Annotated in this window: 12 protein-coding genes and 1 pseudogene; 3 read left to right on the plus strand and 10 right to left on the minus strand. The window is 70.1% G+C overall.

Translation table 11 applies throughout. The features are described from left to right. Positions 1-26 precede the first annotated feature (26 nt). Positions 27-980, minus strand: coding sequence for a LysR substrate-binding domain-containing protein (locus ABZ915_RS29050; RefSeq protein WP_361809349.1), 954 nt, complete (start codon positions 978-980; stop codon positions 27-29). A gap of 88 nt (positions 981-1,068) precedes the next feature. On the opposite strand from ABZ915_RS29050, the gene ABZ915_RS29055 reads away from it, so the two are divergent. After that, positions 1,069-2,403 (plus strand): aspartate aminotransferase family protein, encoded by a 1,335-nt coding sequence (locus ABZ915_RS29055; protein WP_361809351.1) that lies wholly within the window; start codon positions 1,069-1,071, stop codon positions 2,401-2,403. A 44-nt stretch (positions 2,404-2,447) separates the two neighbouring features. Here ABZ915_RS29055 and ABZ915_RS29060 read toward each other — a convergent pair whose 3' ends face one another. From ABZ915_RS29060 to ABZ915_RS29090, 7 genes and pseudogenes are all read right to left on the minus strand, one after another. Further along, positions 2,448-3,563: a hypothetical protein gene (locus ABZ915_RS29060; RefSeq protein ID WP_361809353.1), complete on the minus strand. Its 1,116-nt coding sequence runs from the start codon at positions 3,561-3,563 to the stop codon at positions 2,448-2,450. Positions 3,564-3,630: 67 nt separating this feature from the next. Further along, a complete protein-coding gene (locus ABZ915_RS29065) occupies positions 3,631-4,746 on the minus strand; it encodes a hypothetical protein (RefSeq protein WP_361809355.1) in 1,116 nt (371 codons plus the stop codon). Between the two features lie 28 nt (positions 4,747-4,774). Continuing rightward, positions 4,775-8,203, minus strand: coding sequence for a hypothetical protein (locus tag ABZ915_RS29070; protein ID WP_361809357.1), 3,429 nt, complete (start codon positions 8,201-8,203; stop codon positions 4,775-4,777). Positions 8,204-8,238: 35 nt separating this feature from the next. After that, complete coding sequence (locus ABZ915_RS29075; protein WP_361809359.1) at positions 8,239-10,416, minus strand: hypothetical protein; 2,178 nt, start codon at positions 10,414-10,416, stop codon at positions 8,239-8,241. An 86-nt stretch (positions 10,417-10,502) separates the two neighbouring features. Beyond that, positions 10,503-13,394 carry a DUF6603 domain-containing protein gene (locus ABZ915_RS29080; protein WP_361809361.1) on the minus strand — a complete coding sequence of 964 codons (2,892 nt, stop codon included), beginning with the start codon at positions 13,392-13,394 and terminating at the stop codon, positions 10,503-10,505. Positions 13,395-13,672: 278 nt separating this feature from the next. Next, positions 13,673-13,962, minus strand: a pseudogene (locus ABZ915_RS29085) (hypothetical protein); the annotation flags it as partial. A 31-nt stretch (positions 13,963-13,993) separates the two neighbouring features. Beyond that, entirely contained in the window at positions 13,994-14,329 is a 336-nt protein-coding gene (locus ABZ915_RS29090; RefSeq protein WP_361809363.1) for a metalloregulator ArsR/SmtB family transcription factor, read from the minus strand. Between the two features lie 103 nt (positions 14,330-14,432). Between ABZ915_RS29090 and ABZ915_RS29095 the strand changes: the two genes are divergently transcribed. After that, the gene (locus ABZ915_RS29095; RefSeq protein WP_361809365.1) at positions 14,433-15,098 is read left to right on the plus strand and encodes a class I SAM-dependent methyltransferase; all 666 of its coding nucleotides are present in this window, start codon (positions 14,433-14,435) and stop codon (positions 15,096-15,098) included. A gap of 173 nt (positions 15,099-15,271) precedes the next feature. After that, complete coding sequence (locus tag ABZ915_RS29100) at positions 15,272-15,814, plus strand: hypothetical protein (protein ID WP_361809367.1); 543 nt, start codon at positions 15,272-15,274, stop codon at positions 15,812-15,814. A gap of 721 nt (positions 15,815-16,535) precedes the next feature. On the opposite strand, the gene ABZ915_RS29105 is transcribed toward ABZ915_RS29100, so the two are convergent. Further along, positions 16,536-19,196, minus strand: a complete 2,661-nt coding sequence (locus ABZ915_RS29105; RefSeq protein WP_361809369.1) for an NACHT domain-containing protein — start codon at positions 19,194-19,196, stop codon at positions 16,536-16,538. Between the two features lie 163 nt (positions 19,197-19,359). Continuing rightward, entirely contained in the window at positions 19,360-20,391 is a 1,032-nt protein-coding gene (locus ABZ915_RS29110; RefSeq protein WP_361809371.1) for an aldo/keto reductase family protein, read from the minus strand. Between the last annotated feature and the right edge of the window lie 78 nt (positions 20,392-20,469).

Below are 20,469 nucleotides of genomic sequence, written 5' to 3' on the forward strand. Positions count from 1 at the left end.
GCGATTCCGCGGAAGGAGAGAGCGTGTCACGCGGGCGCGGACCGCTGCTGCACTCGGGCGTGCCCTGGCCGCTGGTCGTCCGGATCGGGGGCGGGCCGGGCCTTCCGGCGCAGCGCGTCGAGGACGACGCGGACGGCGGCGCGGGCGGGCGTGCTGCGCCGGATTGCCGCCGTGATGGTGCGCGTGACTGGGATCGTCAGTTCTCTGGTGGACACTCGGTAGCGGCTGTGATCGATCGCCAGGGCTGGCAGCAGAGTGATCGAGAGTCCTGCTTCGACGTGTTGCAGCGCCATCATGTAGTTGCTGAACCGGCAGACCACACGTGGTTCGAAGCCGGCCTGTCGACACAGCCGGAGCACCAGATTGGCCATGTACGACTGAGGGATGTCGAGGGCCCACGCCTCCTCGGCGAACGCGGCCAGTTCCACCGGGCCGCGGTCTGCCGGGTACTCGGACGGGAGCACGAGCAGGACGGGGTCTGTAGTTAGTGGTACCAGGTCGAGGTCCTCGCCCAGGGGCAGTTCGTCGAAGTCGGTGGTCGTGATGATGATGTCGGCGTCGCCGACCCGCAGGGCGGGCAGGCTTGCGTGCGGCTCCATCTCCAGGATCTCGACATTCAGATGCGGGTAGGCGGCAGCCAACCGGATCGCGGCCGGGACGGCGAGGTTGTGAATCGCGCTCTGGAAGGCGCCCAGCCGCACGTGCCCGGCAGGTTCCTCACCGAAGCCCCGCAGCTCCGTCTCGATGCTGTCCATCTGGTCGAGGATGGAGCGGGCTCGCTGGGCGAGGATCATTCCGGCGGAGGTGAGTCTCACCCTTCTCCCTGCTCGCTCAAGCAGTTGTGTGCCCGTCTCGGCTTCCAGGACGGCGAGCTGCTGCGACACGCTCGAGGGGCTCAGATGGGCAGCCTGGGCCACCGCGCGGACAGTTCCCAGCGTGTCCAGCAGGCTCAGCAGCTTGAGTCTCCAGGGGTTCATCACGAACCTGATTCTTGTACGGATTTCCCGAACAGCGAAGCCGGAATCTTGAGATGGACGCCTCGCGCTCGTGGGGCCTACGGTCGCGGCCATGGCTGACCTCACGACCACTGACCTGCCTGCCGGTCCGTTCTGGAGAAGTGTTGAACGGCATCTGGTCCGCTACGGCGCCGCCTTCACTCCCGAGATCATCGAGGCCGCGAGCGGCAGCTTCGTCCACACGACGGACGGCCGTAGGATTTTGGACTTCACCTCCGGCCAGATGAGCGCAATCCTGGGCCATTGCCATCCGCGGATCGTCGAGACCGTCCAGCGGCAGATCGCCAGTCTCGATCACCTCTACAGCGGCATGCTCAGCCGGCCCGTCGTCGACCTGGCGGAGCGTCTGGCCCGTACCCTCCCCGACGCGCTGGAAAAGGTGCTGCTGCTGACAACGGGTGCGGAGTCGAACGAAGCCGCCGTCCGGATGGCAAAGCTCGTCACCGGAAGATATGAGATCGTCTCGTTCGCCAGGTCCTGGCACGGCATGACCCAGGCCGCCGCCTCCGCCACCTACAGTGCAGGACGCAAGGGTTATGGTCCGGGCGCGCCAGGCAACTTCGCGATCCCCGTGCCCAATCCCTACAGACCCGACTTCACCCACCCGGACGGCACTTTGGACTGGCGCCGCCAACTCGACCTCGCCTTCGACCTCATCGATGCCCAGTCCACCGGCAGCCTGGCCGCATGCTTGGTCGAGCCGATCCTCAGCTCCGGCGGAATCATCGAGCCGCCCCTCGGCTACTTCGCCGCACTGCAGGAGAAATGCCGAGAGCGCGGCATGCTGCTGATCCTCGACGAAGCCCAGACCGGCCTATGCCGCACCGGTACCTGGTACGCCTTCGAACGCGACGGCGTCGTTCCCGACATTCTCACCCTGTCCAAGACCCTGGGGGCCGGCCTTCCACTGGCCGCCGTCGTCACCACCGCCGCCATCGAGCAGGAGGCCTACGAACGTGGCTTCCTGTTCTTCACCACGCACGTCGCAGACCCACTCGTGGCCGAGGTCGGCAACACCGTCATCGACGTCCTGAGCACCGACAAACTCGACGAACGCGCAGCGTCGCTCGGCGCGTACCTCCGCAAGGGTCTGCTGGACATCGCGCAACGCCACCCAGTTGTCGGCGACATCCGCGGCCGGGGCCTGCTCGCCGGGCTCGAGTTCGCCGCCGACCGGGCCACTACTCCGAGGCAGGACGACGCCCTAGGTGCTCACGTCACTCGCCGCTGCCTGGAGCTGGGCCTGCACATGAACATCGTCCAGCTCCCCGGCATGGGCGGAATCCTGCGTATGGCACCACCGTTGACGGCGAGCCGGTCCGAGATCTCACTCGGCCTGGAGATCCTCGACCAGGCCATCAGCGAGGCGTGCACCGCGGGCCAGTGATCCTGTGCACCCGGCGGGAATCGCGATCCGGCTCCGGACAGGCTTCAGCTTCCCCCCAGGGGCGACGAGGATTGGTCACCGAGGGGAAGGAAGATATAGCTGAAACGAATTTGGCTTGACTGCATCGTACTCAGCCAAATACGCCCTCCCTTCGTTACACGATGGGATACTTCAGCTCCGTTTTCATGCGGCTCATCGTACTCTGGAGCCGATTGCCCTGCGCGATACAGCCTGACATGAATTTGCCGACCCGACGTGTTGGTCAGAATGAAGATTCCATCCGATTTTGGAAGGTATTCCTTCGTCGACACGCCGCCATTCACGCTTCCACGCACAGCAGGTCCGAACAGCCTAGCGGTTAGATCACCCTCCACGACCAAATCATTGACCGTCAGGTCGGGTTTGTTGACGGTGACGTACGTGTTGATGGTGCGTTCTGCCGTTCCGGTGCCTTGTTGGACGCGTCCGCGAAGGTAGAACATGGTGTTGCGGCGGATGTCTTGGACGGTGTACGTGCTGTAGTGGGTGACGTCGATTTCGATGTTTTCGTACAGCAGGTGGTACGTGGCTCCTCCGGAGCGTTCCCAGGTGAGCTTCACCGGGTCGCCGTTCTCGATGTAGGCGGATTCGGCTTTGAGGTTGCGCAAGTAGAAGCCGGCCGGGAACTTGCCGAGCGGAAGGGTCTGTTCCTCGGTCCGCCAAGAGGTGGATCCGGGGCTGCGCCATTTCAGGGCGATGACGACGGGGGCGGTGCCGACCTGGCGGTTGATGCGCAGTTTGTTGAGCTGGAGGGTGATGCCCTGTTCGGGGGTGATGGTGGCGTGGCCGGTGTTGGGTTTGAACAGGATGCGTTCGTTGGCCTGGTCGACGGTGGCATTCCAGCCGGTGAGGTTGATCGAGGTCTGCAGGCCCGTGAAGTCGAGGACGAGTTGCCAGGCTTCGCTGCCGATCGGGATGTGGACGGCGATTTCGTTGGTCTCGATCGGGTCGGGGTGGATACGACTGCCGACGATGACGAGGTCGCCGAGTTCGACGGTGCCGCTGGCGGGGCTGGCGGTGAGCGGGTCGGGGACGGTGGTGGGTGAGTACTGGAGCTGGGTGCCGAAATCTGCGGCCGTCTCCGCGTCCGTGGCAACTGCGGTCTGAGTGACGATGCCCATGTGCGTCTTGCCTTTCCTGGCTGGTGTGTTGGGTCAGCGGGTGGCATCGGCGACCGCGCTGGGCGCGTCACCGAAAAGTGAGTGCGCCGGTGCCGAAGGGATACCAGTGCAGCCGGGCCTCCCCGACCTTGCCGGATGTCCAGGCGAATTTCGCCGCCAGGCCCTTACGCATGGGGATCATCAGGTTGTCCTGGCTGTCGTCCCCGACGAGGACCGCCGGCGCCCAGGCGTTCGGGCCATTGCTCTGCCTGATCTCCAGTCGCCCGTTCGAGGCTCTGACAGCGAGCAGGCCGTCTGTCTCCGCAACGACGATTTTCTCCACACCGCCCGGAAGAGGCATGTCGCTGTAGGCGAGCATGCGCGTTGCCCCGGAGACTTCGAGGTTCTTGACCTCCAGGTCGGGCTTGTTGACCGTGACGTACGTGTTGAGCGTGCGCTCCGCGGTGCCGGTGCCCTGCTGAATGCGACCGCGGACGTAGAACACCGTGCTGCGGGTCACATTGTGGACCGTGAAGGTCGTGTAGTTCGGGACCGCGATGGCCTTGTCCTCGTACAGCAGGGTGTACTCGGCCCCGCCGGCGTCGGAGCGTTCCCAGGTGAGGGTGACGCTGTCGCCGTTGTCGATGTAGTTCGGGGTGGCCTTGAGGTTGCGCAGGTGGAAGCCCGCCGGGAACTTGCCGACGCCGAGGGTCTGTTCCTCGGTGCGCCACGCACTCGATCCCGGCGTCCGCCACTTCAGGGCCATCACGATCGGCGCGGTGCCGACCTGCCGGTTGATCCGCAGCTTGTCGAGCTGCACGGTGATGCCTTGCTCGGGGGTGAGCGTGGCGTGGCCCGTGTCGGGCTTGAACAGGATGCGCTCGCCTGCGGCGTCGACGGTGGCCGACCAGCCGGTGAGGTTGATCGAGGTCTGGAGACCGGTGTAGTCGAGGACGAGTTGCCATGCCTCGGTGCCGATGGGCGCGTACACAGCGATTTCGTTGGTTTCGATCGGGCTGGGGTGGATGCGGCTGCCGACGATGATGAGGTCGGCGAGTTCGACGTTGCCGCTCGCGGGGCTGACCGTCAGGGGGTCAGGGACGGTGGTGAGCGAGTAGTCGAGCTGTCCGTCCCCGACGCCGACGGGCTCGGCATCGGCGGACCGAGGCTGGTCGGCCGCGGCGGTCTGGGTCACGATGGCCACAACTGCGTCCTTTCTCTGGTCGGGTGTCTCAACGCGTCGCGTCGGCCGCGTCCGTCAGTACCAGGAACCCTGTGCGGATCTCCGGTTCGCCGAGCGGCATGGAGGCCGGGTCGGGCACGGTGATCGGCAGCGTCCGGAAGTCGGTCGTGCTGACCGGCTCGGTCCACGACCATGTGCCGGTGACCGTGGACGGCTGCGGCAGCACCGCGGTGACCGGGTCGACCGTCGTCGGCGCCAGCATCGGGCCCGTACGGAAGCAGATGGCCATCCGCGCCATCGCCTCCGACACGAACTCCTGCGGCACGTGCACGGCCTCCACCGGCAGGATGTCCGTGGTCGCGTTCACCCCGACCCGCGGATCCATCAGCAGGGTGACCCTGGCACTGCTCACCCCCTGGAACGCCAGCTTCAGCCGTTCCCCGGTGTCGATGGGCCGCAGGTAGTCCCCAGCGCCGGACGCGGGCTGCACGATGGTCTCCAGGTGGTCGTAGTCCTCGTCGAGGACGTACGCGACGAGTCCGTCGTCGGTCGCGGTGGCCTGGCCGAGCCGCACGATCCATTCCCACGCGGGCATGGCCGGCGCGTTGTCCTCCGGGTCCAGCACCTCGTTCCAGCCCACCGACGTACGTGCCGGCCCGCACAGTTGCAGGTCCAGCCGCGCGCGGACCAGGGCCAGCGGCCGCCCGAGGCACAAGCCGAGGCTGCCGTCGTCGGGTCCGTCGGGGTCGATGGTGATCAGGGCGTCGTCGACCGTCGCGCGGACGGCGTCGAACGTGGCCACGCCACGCGTCCGGACGGCGGACAACAGATCATGGGTATGCGGGGAAGCCGTCCGGAGCTGGGCCATCGTGAGGACGTCCGAGCCCGGCAGCGGCGCCCACTCGACCTGTTTCTGGCCGTTCGTCCCAGTGATGACGCGCAGTTCGCCCCACGGGTGCCCGGCCGGGTCGTAGCACGCGATGGTCCGGTCGAGACGGTTGTGAACGAGCCACGAGCACACCGGGTTGGCGCCGGGGGTGAGGTCGACGTCGTCGCCTCGCACCGCGTCGAGGAAGTCGAAGCCCAGACGCCCCGGCTGGAGCAGGCGCGGGGACAGCTCGACGAACCGGTGGATGTCGGAGGAGTCCACCGGGTGGTCGGGGATCATCGACAGCGGGCGCTGCGGCTTGAAGTGCTGCGGCGTACTGGGGTCGAACAGGTTGACCGCCCGGCCGAACCTGTCGACCACCATGAGCTGCGTGAAGGCGAGCTGTCCCGTGCGCAGTTCGAAGAACGTCGAGGACGTCGGCGGACGGCCCGGGAACGCCGAGACGGTGCCGGGCACCGGCGAGTAGAAGTCGGCGTTGGCGACCAGTTCGCCCATCTCTCCGGCCGGCCGCATCGTCGAGCGCGGGTCGCGCTGCGCCAGGTACGCGCCGAAGCCGTCCAGCCGTTGCGACAGCATGTCCAGCTCGCGGACCTCCTCCCGGATGCCGCTCAGGTCGGGAAGATCGCCGCGGTGGGCCGAGTGCGCCGCGATCTTGCCGTCGAGGTCGTGCCCGGCGGTCGGGGCGAGGGTCTGACGGCCGGTGATGACGAACGGGTCGGGGATGTCGCCGCTGCCCTTCCAGTGGTAGCGGGTACCGTCGAACCGCCAGTGGTCGCCCTGCTCGTCACGGTAGGGCAGGGCGGTCCAGTCGACGGCCCACTCCAGGAACAGCGGCTGCCACGGTTGTTCCCAAGGGGCGGTGCCGTGCTCCGGCAGCGCCCCGGTGGCTCCGCCGAGGTCGACGCCGGTGTGCCGGGCCCGGGCGAGGATGAAGAACTCGGTCACCAGCCCCACGATGCCGTCGGGCAGGTTGGCGGTGTTCACCTTCGCGACGTCCGTCTGCACCGCGCCCGCGTTGATCGAACCCACGGCCGTCACGAGGCGGTCCGGTGTACGGCACGGCAGCGACGAGCCACGTGTCAGGGGCGCGTTGAGGTGTGCCCCCTGGATCAGCAGCACGGGGTCGGCGGACTGCTCGTGCGGCATGCGCGGTACGCGCTTGAGCACGCGGGCGTTCCGCAGGCCCTTACGGGCGGCGTACTCGGCGGCGCTGGTCTCCAGCTCGTCGGGCGTGGCACCCCACGGGAGCAGCTTGCGCTTCTCGGCCACGTCGTGCCGCAGTTGGACGACCCGGCCGGCGGCGCCCGTGGGCTGGTCCTCGTCGAGTTCGTCCCAGACGCGGTTGTTGAAGTCGCTCGGCAGTTTCTCCGCCCGCGACAGCGCCCACAGTGTGTACAGGCGCTCCTCCGCCGCGATCAGGTCACGCTCCAGTGCGTCGTGCTCGGCCTGCACGCGGTTGAGCTCGGCGATCACGTCCTGCTCCAGGGCCCGCTGCTCGGCCCGCTCGGCGCGGGACATCGGTGCGAGCGCGGTCGGGTCGCCCCGGTCGGCCACCTGCCACGTGAAGCCGGACGTCACCGGTCCGAAACCGGACCGGTGCGCGCTGCGCTCGGTCAGGTCGTCGCCGTCGGCGCGGTCGATCAGATCGAGCGTGCCCAGCGCGAACGCGCGCATCAAACGGGACTCGTCCTCGCTCAACGAGCCGGGCCCCGCGGCCTCCTCGACGAGACCGGACATGGCCTCGGCAGTGCTGTTGCCGATCGACACGGCGGCCTTGGCGGGGTCGGGCAGCGGCGCGGAGGGCATCTCGCCGTCCGGCGTCCACTCGATGCCGAGCACACTGCCGGTGTACAGCGACCGGTTCACCCCGCTGCCCGCGGCAGGCGCCAGCCACTCCAACCGGTCCAGCAGGTCGGTGAGGCTGCCGTTGCGGCCGGCCAGGATGTCGCTGCCGGGGTCCGCGTACCAGCCGGCCACGTAGTAACTGAGCCGGTCCGCGCCCGTGACGTCCTGTAGCGTGTCGTGGATGGAGAAGACGTTCTCGTTGTACGGCTGGAACGCCGAGAACGTCAGCAGCCCCGGGCCCAGCGCGGTCAGGAAGGGTGCGCGGACGCCGGACGGCTCGCGCCACGGCGACGAGCCGGTCAGGTCGTGCCGGCGTCCGATCTTGGTCGCGGTCGGTTCGTCCTCCTCCGGGTCCAGGTACGACACGGTGCCGGTCTGGAGGCCGAGGTGGTCGCTCTCCACGATCCAGGCGCGCACCGCGCGGGAGGCGGCCTGATACCGCACGACCAGCCAGCGGTTGGGCACGATCGGGAAGTCCTCCACCCCGTTGACGTCGTCGTGCCGGCCGCGGGTGAGGGCCTCGGGAAGCTGCCACTGCACGTAGACGCCGCGGCCCTGGACGGGGTCCCACGGGTCCGGATGGAACGGGGCGGGCTCCGCGGGCAGCCCGTTGTCCGTGAGCACGAAGTAGTTGGGCGTCCAGCGGGTGAAGATGTAGCCGTCGCCGGCGTACGGGCGGCTGTTCACGGCGAGGGCGGCCACCTCGACCGGCACCACCAGGGTGTTGGTGTTCAGCATGGACATCGCGGGATCTCCAGGGATGTGCGGACGGTGGCCGGTCAGGGGCGGACGAAGGTCTGGAGCTGTGGCGCCTTGATCATTTGCAGCGTGAACTGCGCCGACGACAGCTCGACCCCGCCGTGGGCCTGGTTCAGCGCTGGCAGCAGCGCGTCACCCTCACCCGTGATGTTCAGTACGTCGTGGCCGTTCCGGCGCAGGAACCGGCTGAAGCGGTCGTCGCCGGGGTTCTCGGGGAACTCGCCCATGGCCTGGCCGATGTCCGGGCCTGAGATCTTCCGCAGCTCGATCGTGCCGAGGTCGCCGAACCCGAAGTGCAGGCCCTGGGGCGGTTCGGCGATCGTGAACGTGTCGATCGCGCCCGGGTAGAGCATCATCTGCACGTGCGTGCCGTAGTGGGTCACGCGCACGGGCTCGACGGGCGTGTTGCTCCGGAAGGCCGTGTACACGGTCTTCGGCCAGCCCTCGACGAGGTCCGAGTGCACCAGCACCCCGCACACGGGCGCGTCCTGGATGCCACGTGCCAGCTCGTTGAGGTCCTGGTCGAGCGCGTGGCCGACCCCGATGCTCAGGGCGCCGTCGACCAGCGCCCGGATCCATCCGGCGTCGACGTGGAAGAACCGGATGCTCTCCTCGGGCAGCATGCGCGGGTCCGGCACCAGATGCTCGAACGGGATCATCTCCAGCACCACGAGCCGGTCCAGCCAGGCCCGTACGGGTTCCAGCTCCTCAACGACGGTCTCCCTCAGCACGTCGCGCACCTCGGCCCGCGCCAGCGCTTCGTGCGCGCCGATGGCGGTCAGCGGCGCGGCGGCCACTCGTACGGCCGGGCCGCGGCGGCGCCCCGCCGCGATGTCGGAGCCCGCGCCGGCCAGCGCGCCCGCGAGGCGGCGGCCGGCGCCGTCGGTGAGCAGCCGGTCGAAGGCGTCGCGGGCCAGATCGGCCGTGAGCATCCCGGCGGTCGCGGTCGTCACGGCCCGCCCGGCCAGCTGGGGGTGCGTCAGCAGTCGGCGCACGGCGCCGCGTGCGGCCTTGCGGAAGGCCGGCAGCGCGGTTCGGAACTCGGAGTCGCCCAGGGCGAGTGTGCGGCCGAGGCTGAACGCCGACGCGTAGGACGTGTCGTAGACGCCGTGCGAGCGCACGTAGATCTGTGCCTCGTCGGACGAGGCGAGCCGCTCCCCGGACGACGGGGTGGGCAGTCGCTGTGCGGGAGCGGCCGTGAGCGGGCCCCGGTAGAAGCCGAAGGAGCGTTCGCCGGAGGCCAGGCGGTGCGGCAGCGCGGTCGCGCCGACGTCGATCCGGGCCAGCGCCGCCCGTTGCGCCTCGTTCGGGTTCGCCGGTCGTTCCGGACGGAGCCGCAGCAGCGGGTCGCGGTCGGCGGCCAGGTCGGCGGCGAGATCGCCGAAGCCGATGCCGCTGTCGGGCTCGGACTCGAACACCCACGACCAGACCGACACCAGTCGCACGCCCTCGGCGGGCACGTTGCCGCCGCCGAAGGTGTCCTCGAAGCCGTCCAGCGACACCAGGTGCGCCACGTGCCGACCGCCCTCGACGCCGGGGAAGCGGTTGGCGACGACGACGGCCTTGAGCTCGTCCTCGTCCGGCGCGGGGTTGGAGTTGCGGGTGGCGTCCGGCGGCCCGCCCTCGCGCACGTGCGCCAGCATCGCCATCTCCTTCGGCAGCGGGCGCACGGCGAGGAACAGGTCCTTGGGCACGAGGATGCTGCGGCAGACCAGCTCGACCTCGTCGGCGAAAAGGAAGGCGGAGTCGATGTCCGGCTTCCGGCCGGCCAGCGCCTGCCCGTTGTCCAAGTGCCCGGCGAGCAGTTCGCGGACCGTGCAGGCGTCGGCGCGCCCGAGTGCCTGCGGGTCCCCGGGCAGTTCGCCCTCGCGGAAGACCAGCAGTGCCACCCACGGCACCGACGCGTTCTGGCCCTTCAACGGGCGCAGCCACGGCACGCCCGGGGTCTCCAGGGTGATGTGCGGCAGCACCTGGCTGTACGTGCCGACCGCGCCGGGCAGCGGGTAGCACGCGTGGATGTCGGTCGCGGCGATGGCGAACCGCGGTCCGCGCAAGTCGAACCGCTGGTTGCGGGTGGGCAGCGAGTTCACACCGGTGATCTGCTGCTCGGTGGTGATGGTGTACTTGCCGGCGTACAGGGCCGGGATGCGGTGGTCGAAGAACCGTGTGCGGTGTTTGACGGGTGGCGAGCTGGCCACGGGAGATCACCCCTGGAGGAGTCGGGTGGCGGACGGAAGCGTCGAGGGAAGCAGCTCCTGGCGTGGTGTCAGGAGGCGATCCGGCGTCAGGGGGTGGTGACGAGCATCGGCGCGTCGGCGAACGCGGTCGGCGCGGCTGTGGCGTGGGCGGACAGGTCGTTGTTCAGCTGTCCGAGGTCGAGGCCCAGCCCGCGCAGGGCGTCGGCGAGCGCGCCGCGGTCCGCCTTCTGCGACGGGGCGTTGACCGTCTCCGCGATCGTGCCGATCACGCCGGACGGACGATCCGGTACCGGCCCGACCGGTCCGGCGGAGGGGTTCAGCGGCTGCGTGCCGTCCGGGTCGATCGGGTCGAACCGGAAGGCCTCCTCGGTGATGTAGCCGGTGGTGAACCCGTATTCGGGGTCGGGCGTGGACAGCCGCACACCGGTCATCTGGTGGGGGATCGTCTGCTCGCCGGGGGCGGGCAGTGTGCTGCCCTTGCCCGCGCCCCACAGCGCCTGGGGCACGGACACCGTGCCGCGGGACCGTTTCCACGTGGTCAGGTCGACGGCGGACTGATCCCTCTTCAGGGAGACGCGCTGCGTGCTGGTCCGCTCCGAGAGCTGCATCGGGCGGATGTTGAGCTTGCTGCCGCGCTCGGTCGGGCTGCTCGTGCCGGTGTTCAGGTACAGCTCGGTCACCGGCACCGCGGAGTCGGTGGAGAAGGTGAACCCGGCCGAGGACACCTGCCAGGCGTCCTCGACCGCGCGCGTGCCGTCGCCGCCGTACAGCCGGTCGGAGATCAGTCCCGCGCCGGGCATCACACGCACGGCCGCGTCGCCAGGCGGCAGCATCGTGCGGAAGTCGGACCACGTGAGGGCGTTGTCGTCCGTGTCACGGTCCTTGCCGAACCCGACCGTGAACGAGATGAACCACAGGTGGATCTTCGCCTGACCACCGGTCGGCGGCCCCCACACCCGCAGCGACACCCCGACCTCGACAGTGATCGTGATCTTGACGAACCAGATCTTGATCCGGGCCTGCACGCCGACGGAGACCCGCAGGCCGACGTCGACGTAGAACGGCTTCCACTGGACCAGCGCGTCGACCTGCGCGGTCAGCCAGGCCCGCAACGCGCCGGACTGGAACCGCACCTCCAGCCCGCCGCCCGCCATCACCGCGGCCGGGGTCAGCGCGAGGTAGGCGCTGCCGGAGACGGTGACGTTGCCCGCGAGGTCCCAGTCGAAGCCGAGCCGGGGTACGGCCGGGTAGTTGCCCGGCTTGCGGTAGTTCCGGTGGTAGCCGCCGATGGACACCACGAAGTCGCCCGCGTGCGGGCTGGGGCCGAACCAGATCTTCGCCGCGATGCCGCCGCGCAGCTTGCAGTTGGGGTCGAGCAGGTACGAGTTGGGCGTGAGGCCCGCGCTCCACGACAACTCGCCCGCCCTGGGCTTGAGCACGACCTCGACGCCGATCTCGACGTTGGCGTACTTGCGGCGCCCCGGCTCCTTGGGGAACTGGATGCCGGCGAGGCCCAGCAGCCCGAGCGTGAGGTCCTCACCTGTCTGGAGGATCATCATCGCGCGGCCGTCGAGCCGCTCGGCCACCGTGAACGCCAGGCCGGCCGCGATCCACAGCGGGTCCTGGCCGGCCCCGGCCGGGGTGACCCATGGGTCCGCCCCGGACGTCAGCTTCTCCAGCACGGCCAGCGGGTCGGTGTCGCCGCCGGGGGCGGCGCCGATCGAGCCGGGGTCGCCAAGTGCCTTCATGAACGGGAAGTCCGCGAGGTCGACCGGGCCGGGCATCCGCAGGTTGCTGCGCCACCCCATGCCGCCCGCGATCCCGCGCACCTGGAACATCGGCGGGCCGATGCCCTTGTCCGACCCGAGTGCCCCGAACGCGAAGAACGAGGGTTTGCCGCCGGCGGTCGGCAGGTACGCGGCGGCCACCGCGCTGCCACTGATCGTGCCGGTGTCCACGACCAGCACGCCACCGACGACGATCGCGTACGGGGGCTGCGCCGGCAGCGCGGCGAGGCCGCCGGACACGGTGAGCGGCGAATTCTGGTACTCCACCGAGACCGACGCACCCTCGGCCAACTCGCCGAAGTCGACCCAGCCACGGCCGGGCACGTACGCCGCCGGTGCGGCGAGGCCGAACCGCCCGCGGGCCCGCCGCAGCGCGCCGGGGGCCAGCACGACGTACCCGTCCTCGGTGGCGATCGCGTGTGGCACCCGCCGGATGCCGCGACGAGCCTCGGCAGCCGTTCGGGCGGTCTCGGTGCGGGCCGGCATGACCCGGTTGAGGCCGTCGCGGCGGTCCGGGTCCAGCTCCGGCCGGGGAAGCTCGGGCCGTACCGGAACGACCATCGGCACGGGACCGGGCAGCACCAGCCACGACCCGCGCGCGAGCCCGTCCGCGAGTGCGGGCACGGGCAGCTCGGGCACGCAGCGGGCCAGCATCGCGAGCTGGTCGCGCGACAGGTCGCGGTCGGCGCACAGCACCAGCCACCCGGCGGCACCCTCAGCCATCACCAGCGCGCCGGCCTCAGGGCGGCTGACCACCGCCACGCGGCCCTGGGCCCCACCACCGGTCAGCACCGATGTGCCGTCCTCCTGGGCCAGCCCCACGCGGGTCACCCGCACGCCGTCCGGCAGCGTGGGCGTGTCGATGCCCAGGTCGCCGGCCAGTTCGCGCACGGTCGTGCCGGGCTCGGGCAGTTCGGCGACCAGCTCCACGCCGGTGACCTCGGGGGCGCCGTTGTGGGAGAAGGCCACTTGTACCGGCACCGGACCCTCGGCCAGCGCGGTGTCGGCGACGCCGGAGAACGACAGCGCGTCGACGTCGCCGGTCTCCCACCGGGCCCGTAGCACCCCGTCGTCGAAGAACGGGCGGAACGCGGCGCCCGGACCGAAGGCCTCGCAGGGCACCTCCACCACCTGACCCGGGTCGCTGTGGCTGCCGAGCAGTTGCCGCAGCTCCTCCACCTTGATCGCCAAGCAGATCTCCTCCTCGGACGAGCGTGCGCGGGCACGCCGAAGTACCGGGAGCGGCCACGGCACGGGCCGCTCGCGGGGAATACGGGGAACGGGACGGAACGGGGCAGTCTCAGAAGGGCGTGGGGGGATGGGGACGTGGTCGCGGAAGGGGCTCCAGCCGCGCGCGGGCTACCAGGCGGACCCCGGTTCGGGATCGCTCATGGGGCAACGCCGGGACGGACGCCCCGTCGCTCGGACCAGAAGCCGGTTCGGGCTCGGCCGACCATGGCGCAGACACATCACGTATACCCCGCACAGAAATCCAATATCACCATAAGTGAAGGTTCATCACTAATAGTGATTGATTTCTCGCGGGTTGGCATGCGCCCCTCCCCCGCCCGAGGCTGCCAAGTGTTGCGGCCTTCCTTGACGGCGAAGGCGCTATGACGAGCGCGGCGATCGGGTCGGTCCAGGACCAGCCGAGGGGGGCGTCGAGGACCAGCCCAGCCAGGAGCACGGCGGACAGATAGGTGCACAGCAGGGTTTGCTTGGAGTCGGCCACGGCACTGGCGGAGCCGAGTTCGCGGCCCGGGTGGGCCCAATGGACAGGGGGACCACGGTCAGCAGCAGTCCTTCGTGTCGGCGTCGGGGCAGGTCTTGTCGGCCTCCACCGCGACCACGGCGGTCCGCAGGTCGTCCAGGGCGTGGCCGAGGCGCTCGTCGGCGAGCTCGTAGCGGGTGCGGCGCCCGTCCGGGACGGTAACGACCAGTCCGCAATCCCGGAGGCACGCGAGATGGTTCGAAAGGCGGGTGCGGGAGATGCCGAGGGCGTCGGCGAGGTCGGCCGGGTAGGCAGGGGCCTGACGGAGAGCGAGCAGGATCCGGCAGCGGATCGGGTCGGCGAGCGCGCGGCCGAAGCGGGCCAGCACGTCGATGTCGGAGGCAACGGTCGGCACGCTCACGACAGTACACTTGATCCTGAATTCAGGAAAACATGAACTATCGCCGCGGGGAATCCCGGCCTACGCTTCGCTGCACCGGCACGAGAGGACGAGGGCCGTGACGGACGACGGGCAGGACCGGGCCGATGCGCAGCGGGTGCACTGGCAGGACATCTATGCCACCCACCCCGGCATGTACGGTCAGGAGCCGTCCGCCCCGGCCGTCCATGCCGCCGGGGTCTTCCGTGCGGCCGGAGTGCGGGATGTGCTCGAACTCGGCGCCGGCCAAGGACGGGACGCGCTGTACTTCGCCGGCGAGGGCTTCACCGTCCAGGCCACCGACTTCTCCGTCACGGGCCTGGAGCAGCTGCGCGACGCCGCCCAGCGGCTGGAGGTGGCGGAACGGGTGACCACCGAGGTGCACGACGTACGGGACCCGCTGCGGCTGCCGGATGCCTCCGTGGACGCGGTCTTCGCGCACATGCTGCTGTGCATGGCCCTGTCCACCAAGGAGATCCACGCACTGGTCGGCGAGGTACGCCGCGTGCTGCGGCCCGGCGGAGTGTTCGTCTACACCGTCCGGCACACCGGCGACGCCCACTACGGTGCCGGCACCCCGCACGGGGACGACGTCTTCGAACACGGCGGCTTCGCCGTGCACTACTTCGCCCGCGCCCTGGTAGACGCCCTTGCCGACGGCTGGGTACTCAACGAGGTCCACGCCTTTCAAGAGGGCGACCTGCCGCGCCGCCTGTGGCGCGTCACCCAGACCCTGCCCAGATAGCGCCCGGCACGGTCACCAACGGTCCCCCGACCAGTCCAGCTGCACAAGGCCGGCCGGGGTGTGGTGGCCCCATGAGTAAAAGTACTCATGACGCCCACCGAACCGCGGGGAAGGATCGGGGGATGACGACGTCAAGAAAGACGAGAGCCCACCTCGGGATGCTGCCGTTAACGGTGACGGTCCTGCTGGCGGCGGGGTGCGGAACGCAGCGGACAGGGGACACCGCCGACGCGTACCGGCGTTCGCATCCAACACCGACCGGCATATCGACGCCGAGTACACCAGCGGACTTCCCCTGCCCCGGCGAGAGCTCCAAGCCGACGGAGCCCACGGCCGCCACCACCCCCAGCTCAACCGTGCCGCCGACCGACCACTACGCCGAGAACCACGGCTTCAGAGTTCCCATCCCGCTCCACGGCCGGAACCGCTGCGACGGACTCACCGTCGTCGGACGCGTCAAGAGTGCACTCGAACCGCTGCGCCGGCGCGGCGACTTCGCCCCGGACAACGTCCGCGACGCGCTCACCGGCCTCGGTTACGCCGCCGGGAAGGTGCAGGCGTACCAGGACGGGTCCTCCGGAGTCGGCTTCCTCATCGACATCGGCGCCTCTCCCTGGTGTGTGGAGGGCACGATGAGCAGTGAGTCCACCAAGGCGGATGCCTTCGGCGGCTACCCCGACGGCACCGGCTGCGAGCCCCCCAGCGGCGGTCACTGACCACCGCCCAGCCGCCGACGTGCCGCTGGCGGTCGAGGACGCCGGTGCTCCGGTCGGGCGTCAAGACGAGCTCGAACACTTCCTCCGCCGGTATGCGCTCAGGCACCGATCGACTCTGTTCTCGCTGCTTCGCCCGCTCTTCCGCGCCGTCTGCCGCAGCCGCGAGGTAGTCAAGAAGCAGCGGGCTCGGGCTGCGCCATCCGGCAGCCTCCACCTGGCTGTCGGTCAGTGTCCGCAGCCACCCGCCGTCCAGAGCCGCCTTTTCCGCCCCTTCTGAACACCACGCCGGAATCTCCGCCACCGGCACCAGGTGCGCGCTTCCGAAGCCGTCGGAGGTGCTCAGCATGCCGCACACCGCGCCAGTACGGGTGTTGATGACGGCTCCCGCTGCATCCCTCGGTCGCACGTCCGGCCGCGCGCGGCAGCCACGGCGCGCCCGGCCGGTCGCTGCGCAAGTCCGCAGGGTCGCTGTCTTGAGCAGCCCTTCCCAGCCGGTCGGAACGGCCGGGCTCACCGCTCGGGCGGCTTCTCCCATTCCAGCTCCACGGTGAAGGCCGACGAGGTGGACGCCTTGCCGACCACGGCACCGACAGACCCGATTCGAGCGCGAACTCACAACCGAACTGCACCCTGACGCGCGCATGAACTCCTCCACGGCACCCCTTCGTTTCCGCAACTGGCTCGAAAACGCAGCCACTTGGAAGATCAGGTCAGCGAGACCTCAGCGTCGGCGTACCAGCGTCACCGGGAAGCGTGGCCAGGGCAGTGACGGGCGTGATGTGTCGGGTCCCTGGTGCCGCGCCGGACCGGCGAGGTGGTGGTGCAGGTCGATGTGACGCAACTGGTGTACCGCTCCGACCTGGCGCAGTACACCGCGTCGTTCGTGGGCGTCGGTCAGGAAGGCTGTCAGGTCCCGCGGGAGGTGTCGGCGCAGCGCCAGGTGGTGGCGGGTGAGTGTGTAGTGCCACCAGGCGTTCTGGCTGATCGCCGCCGCGAGCCCGACCGTGATTCCGTAGGCGAGGCCGCGGTCGAGAATGTGGGGCGGACTCATCTGGATCATCCCGGTGCCCGTGGACCCACGGGTCAGTCCGTACGGGAGCCCTTCATGTACGGCGTACTCGATGCCGTAGCAGAGCAGGAACGCTGTACCGACGGCGAGACCAATGGCGGCCCACAGCCTGCGGAAGGTTGTGCGGTCCTGCTCCAGGAGGGCGGTCGGCCCGACCGCCGTGGCAAGGTCGGCCGGTTTGCCCTTGAGGCCATGGACGAGTCCCACGGCGAGTCCGAACGCGCAGGCGAAGGACAGCAGCGTGGCGAACGTGTAGGCGGGAACGCCGGTGAGGAGGGACTGGAGTCTCAGGACGGCCCAGTGGGTGATGCCGATGGTCGAGCCGCTGGCCAGCCCGACGGTGAACCCCCGCCAGTCCCAGGCCCACAGGGTGCGGACGCTCGGGGCAGCGCTCGGGCGGCGCGCGGACAGGTTGCTCGCCCGGGCGCCGACGGCTCCGCCGGCCAGGCCGTAGACGGCCCCGTTGCCGAGGGCGCCGGTGGCCGCGGCCGCCGGGCCGTAGCCGGACCGGAAGGAGAACCAGAGGGCGGCGCCGGAGACAAAGCCGAGGGCGCACAAACGCCAGTCCCAGGACCAGTCCGTCCTCGCGTCGCCGGTCCCGCGTCCCCGGTCGGTGAGTCTGCTGGACAGCGCACCGACGATCCCGCCGGCGAAGCCGTACGCGAGTCCGTTGGCGGTCGTGGTCATGAGCCATCCCGGCTCCCCGGAGGCCAGGGCGAGGGTGAGGCCCTCGGCGATGCCCGCGGTCAGGCCCGCGACGATGCCGCCGCCGATCCCGCCCGCGATCCCTCCGGCCAGGCCACCGACGATCGCGGCAGGCGGGCCGGTGAGCCACCCGGAGTCCAGGTGGGCGATCAGCGCAGTGAGTCTGCCGACCGCGGCGGTGGCGACCCACGCCACGGCACCGAGTACAGCTGCCGTCACCACCTGGGTGGTACGGGGTGGCAGGACCCGGCGCAGCTGCCACCAGGCCAGGTCGGTGGTGCCCTGGGTGTGCCGCAGGTGCCGTGCCAGATACCGCAGGGCGTCCTCGGCCTGCCGGGGAGACCAGCGGCAGGGGTACCGCGGATGGGGGCGGTAGGCGGCGGGCACGAACGCGTCGAACAGATGGGTCCGGACCGCGGCGGGATCGGGGAAGCGGACCGGGTCGCACAGGTCCGCGGGCGCGGGGAGGGCGGTGGTCTGTTCTCCTGGACGGGGGTTGTAGACCGTCCTGGCCAGGAAGAGCATCAGTGGTGTGGTAAGCGATCGGCCCACCGGGGCGTCGGTGCCGAGCAGCCGGATCACCGGTTCCCACCGGGCAGCGGCCACTGTGTCCTGTCCCCCGCCGTCCCTGCGCAGGTAGTCGGCGATGTCCGGCACGTCCAGCGGCCGCAGTTCCACGGCGACCGCCCCACAGAGCCTCACCGGGACGCCGCAGGCCGGGCCCAGCGTGTCCTCGTACTCCATCACCCGGCTGGACAGCACCACTGGCTGGCCCAGCGGCAGGGCGGCATTGATCGAGTCCAGCGCCGCACCGCGGAACCGTGGGGGGATCTCGTCGAAGCCGTCCAGGATCGGCAGGATCAACCGGTGCTCCAGCAGTGCCCGGGCATGGCCTACCTGCCCGGCGTGCCCGGCCTGAGGCTCGCCGAGACCGGTGTAGTCACGCGCGAGCCGATCCGCCATCCAGTCCTCCAGCGTCTGCTCCGCGGGATTCCATGAGGCCAGCGCGAACAGCACCGGTACCGCGCCGCCCTCTTCGCGCTCGGCGACGAGAGACAGCAGCAGGCGGATCAGCAGCATCGTCTTCCCGCTCCCGGGACCCCCCAGGAGCAGAAGGCGGCGTGTCGGCACCCGTCGCAGGAACACCTCGGTGATCTCCCCGCCGGAACCGGCCAGTTCGGCGGGCTCGGCGGCCCAGCCGTCGGGATCGGACGCGCGGCCGGACGGCCAGTTCTCCGCCATCTCCCCCAGCAGCGGCCACGACTCGGCAAACCGTTCATCGGCTGCCCGCCAGGACACCGGAAGCGGATAGGGGTCGTTCAGCCGACGCACCCGGGCCTCGGCGTCCCATTGCCCGCGCACGGCGACCGCCAGCCGATCGGCGATCTCGGCCGCACTGTGTCCGCGCTCCTCGGCCGCCTCCCGCCGATCTGCGTGGAACGACGCCCAGGACAGGTAGAGACCGCCCGCCGACGGAAGCAGTGTCGCCACCGTCTCGGCCACGGGCAGGCCGAACCGGGAGGCCACCCACACCGCCCCCGCCGCACCCCCGGCCGCCAGCAAGAGATAGAGCACACCGACCCGTCGGGTCCGCCCACCAGTACCCATGGCCGGATTGTCCAGCGACAGGACCGAAACGCCCGGGAGGAACGGTGCCACTCCCCCGAATGAGTGAGTGACAGATGGTGGAGCTCCTGCTGCGATACGGCGGCGTCCGCGATGTGGCGGCGCAAGGAAGGGCGCGGCACCGGCGGTGGGCCCGACCCGGACCTCAGGACTCGTCCCGCCAGCTCGACTCGACGGCCATCATCCGTGCCGTCTTGGTCGGGTCGCGGTCGATCAGCGGGGACAAGATCTCGTCGACGGACTTGAGGACCTCGTCGTCCAGCCGTACGCCGGAGGCCGCCGCGTTCTCGGTGATCTGTTCCGGGCGGCTCGCACCCAGCACCGCCGAGGAGACGCCCTCCTGGCGCAGCACCCAGGCGATGGCGAACTGAGCCATGGACAGCCCGTACCGCTCGGCCAGCGGACGCAGCTCCTGGACCCTCTCCAGGAGCCGGCTGCCCAGTACGCGGCTGACGAACTTGGGAGCACGGCCGCCGGCGAGCGCGCGCGAGCCCGCGGGCGGCTGCTCACCGGGCCGGTACTTCCCCGTCAGCACGCCCTGCGCGAGCGGCTGGAAGGCCAGTTGCCCGATGCCCCGCTCCCGGCACAGCGGCAGTACCTCGGGCTCGATCACCCGCCACAGCATGTTGTACTGCGGCTGGTTGGAGACAAGCCGGCTGCGCAGCCCCAGCTCGTCGGCGAGCGCGAGCGCAGACTCGATCTGCGGGGCGGTCCACTCGGACACGCCCAGGTAGAGCACTTTGCCCTGCCGCACCAGGTCGTCGAAGGCGACCAGGGTCTCCTCCAACGGCGTACGCGCATCAAAGCGGTGCGCCTGGTACAGGTCGACGTAGTCGGTGCGCAGCCGGCGCAGCGAGGCCTCGCAGGACTCCATGATGTGCTTGCGGGACAGACCGCGGTCGTTGGGCCCGTCCCCGACCGGAAGGCAGACCTTCGTCGCGATCTCCAGCGCCGACCTGCGCACCCCGCTCGCCCGCAGCGCCTCACCGAGCAGTTCCTCGGCGGCTCCCTGCGCGTAGACGTCCGCCGTGTCGAACGTCGTGACACCGGCGTCGAGTGCCGCCCGGATACATTCCAGAGCCGGGTCACGGCCGACCAGTTCGCCGTGCGTAAGCCAGTTCCCGTAGGTGATCTCGCTGATCATCAGGCCGCTGCGGCCCAGAGGTCGATGCTCCATGGTCGACCACCCTACTGACGTACGGACCAGTCGAGTTGGGCGGTTGCACCACGAAAGGACACCGTCATGGAACCCGGT

This window comes from Streptomyces sp. NPDC046915 (assembly GCF_040644935.1).
Lineage (GTDB): Bacteria > Actinomycetota > Actinomycetes > Streptomycetales > Streptomycetaceae > Streptomyces.

What these genes read in the sequence shown, in the direction of transcription:
- ABZ915_RS29055 (WP_361809351.1), top strand. Translation starts at nt 1,069, where the DNA reads ATGGCTGACCTCACGACCACTGACCTGCCTGCCGGTCCGTTCTGGAGA.
- ABZ915_RS29110 (WP_361809371.1), bottom strand. Translation starts at nt 20,391, where the DNA reads ATGGAGCATCGACCTCTGGGCCGCAGCGGCCTGATGATCAGCGAGATC.
- ABZ915_RS29070 (WP_361809357.1), bottom strand. Translation starts at nt 8,203, where the DNA reads ATGTCCATGCTGAACACCAACACCCTGGTGGTGCCGGTCGAGGTGGCC.
- ABZ915_RS29105 (WP_361809369.1), bottom strand. Translation starts at nt 19,196, where the DNA reads ATGGGTACTGGTGGGCGGACCCGACGGGTCGGTGTGCTCTATCTCTTG.
- ABZ915_RS29060 (WP_361809353.1), bottom strand. Translation starts at nt 3,563, where the DNA reads ATGGGCATCGTCACTCAGACCGCAGTTGCCACGGACGCGGAGACGGCC.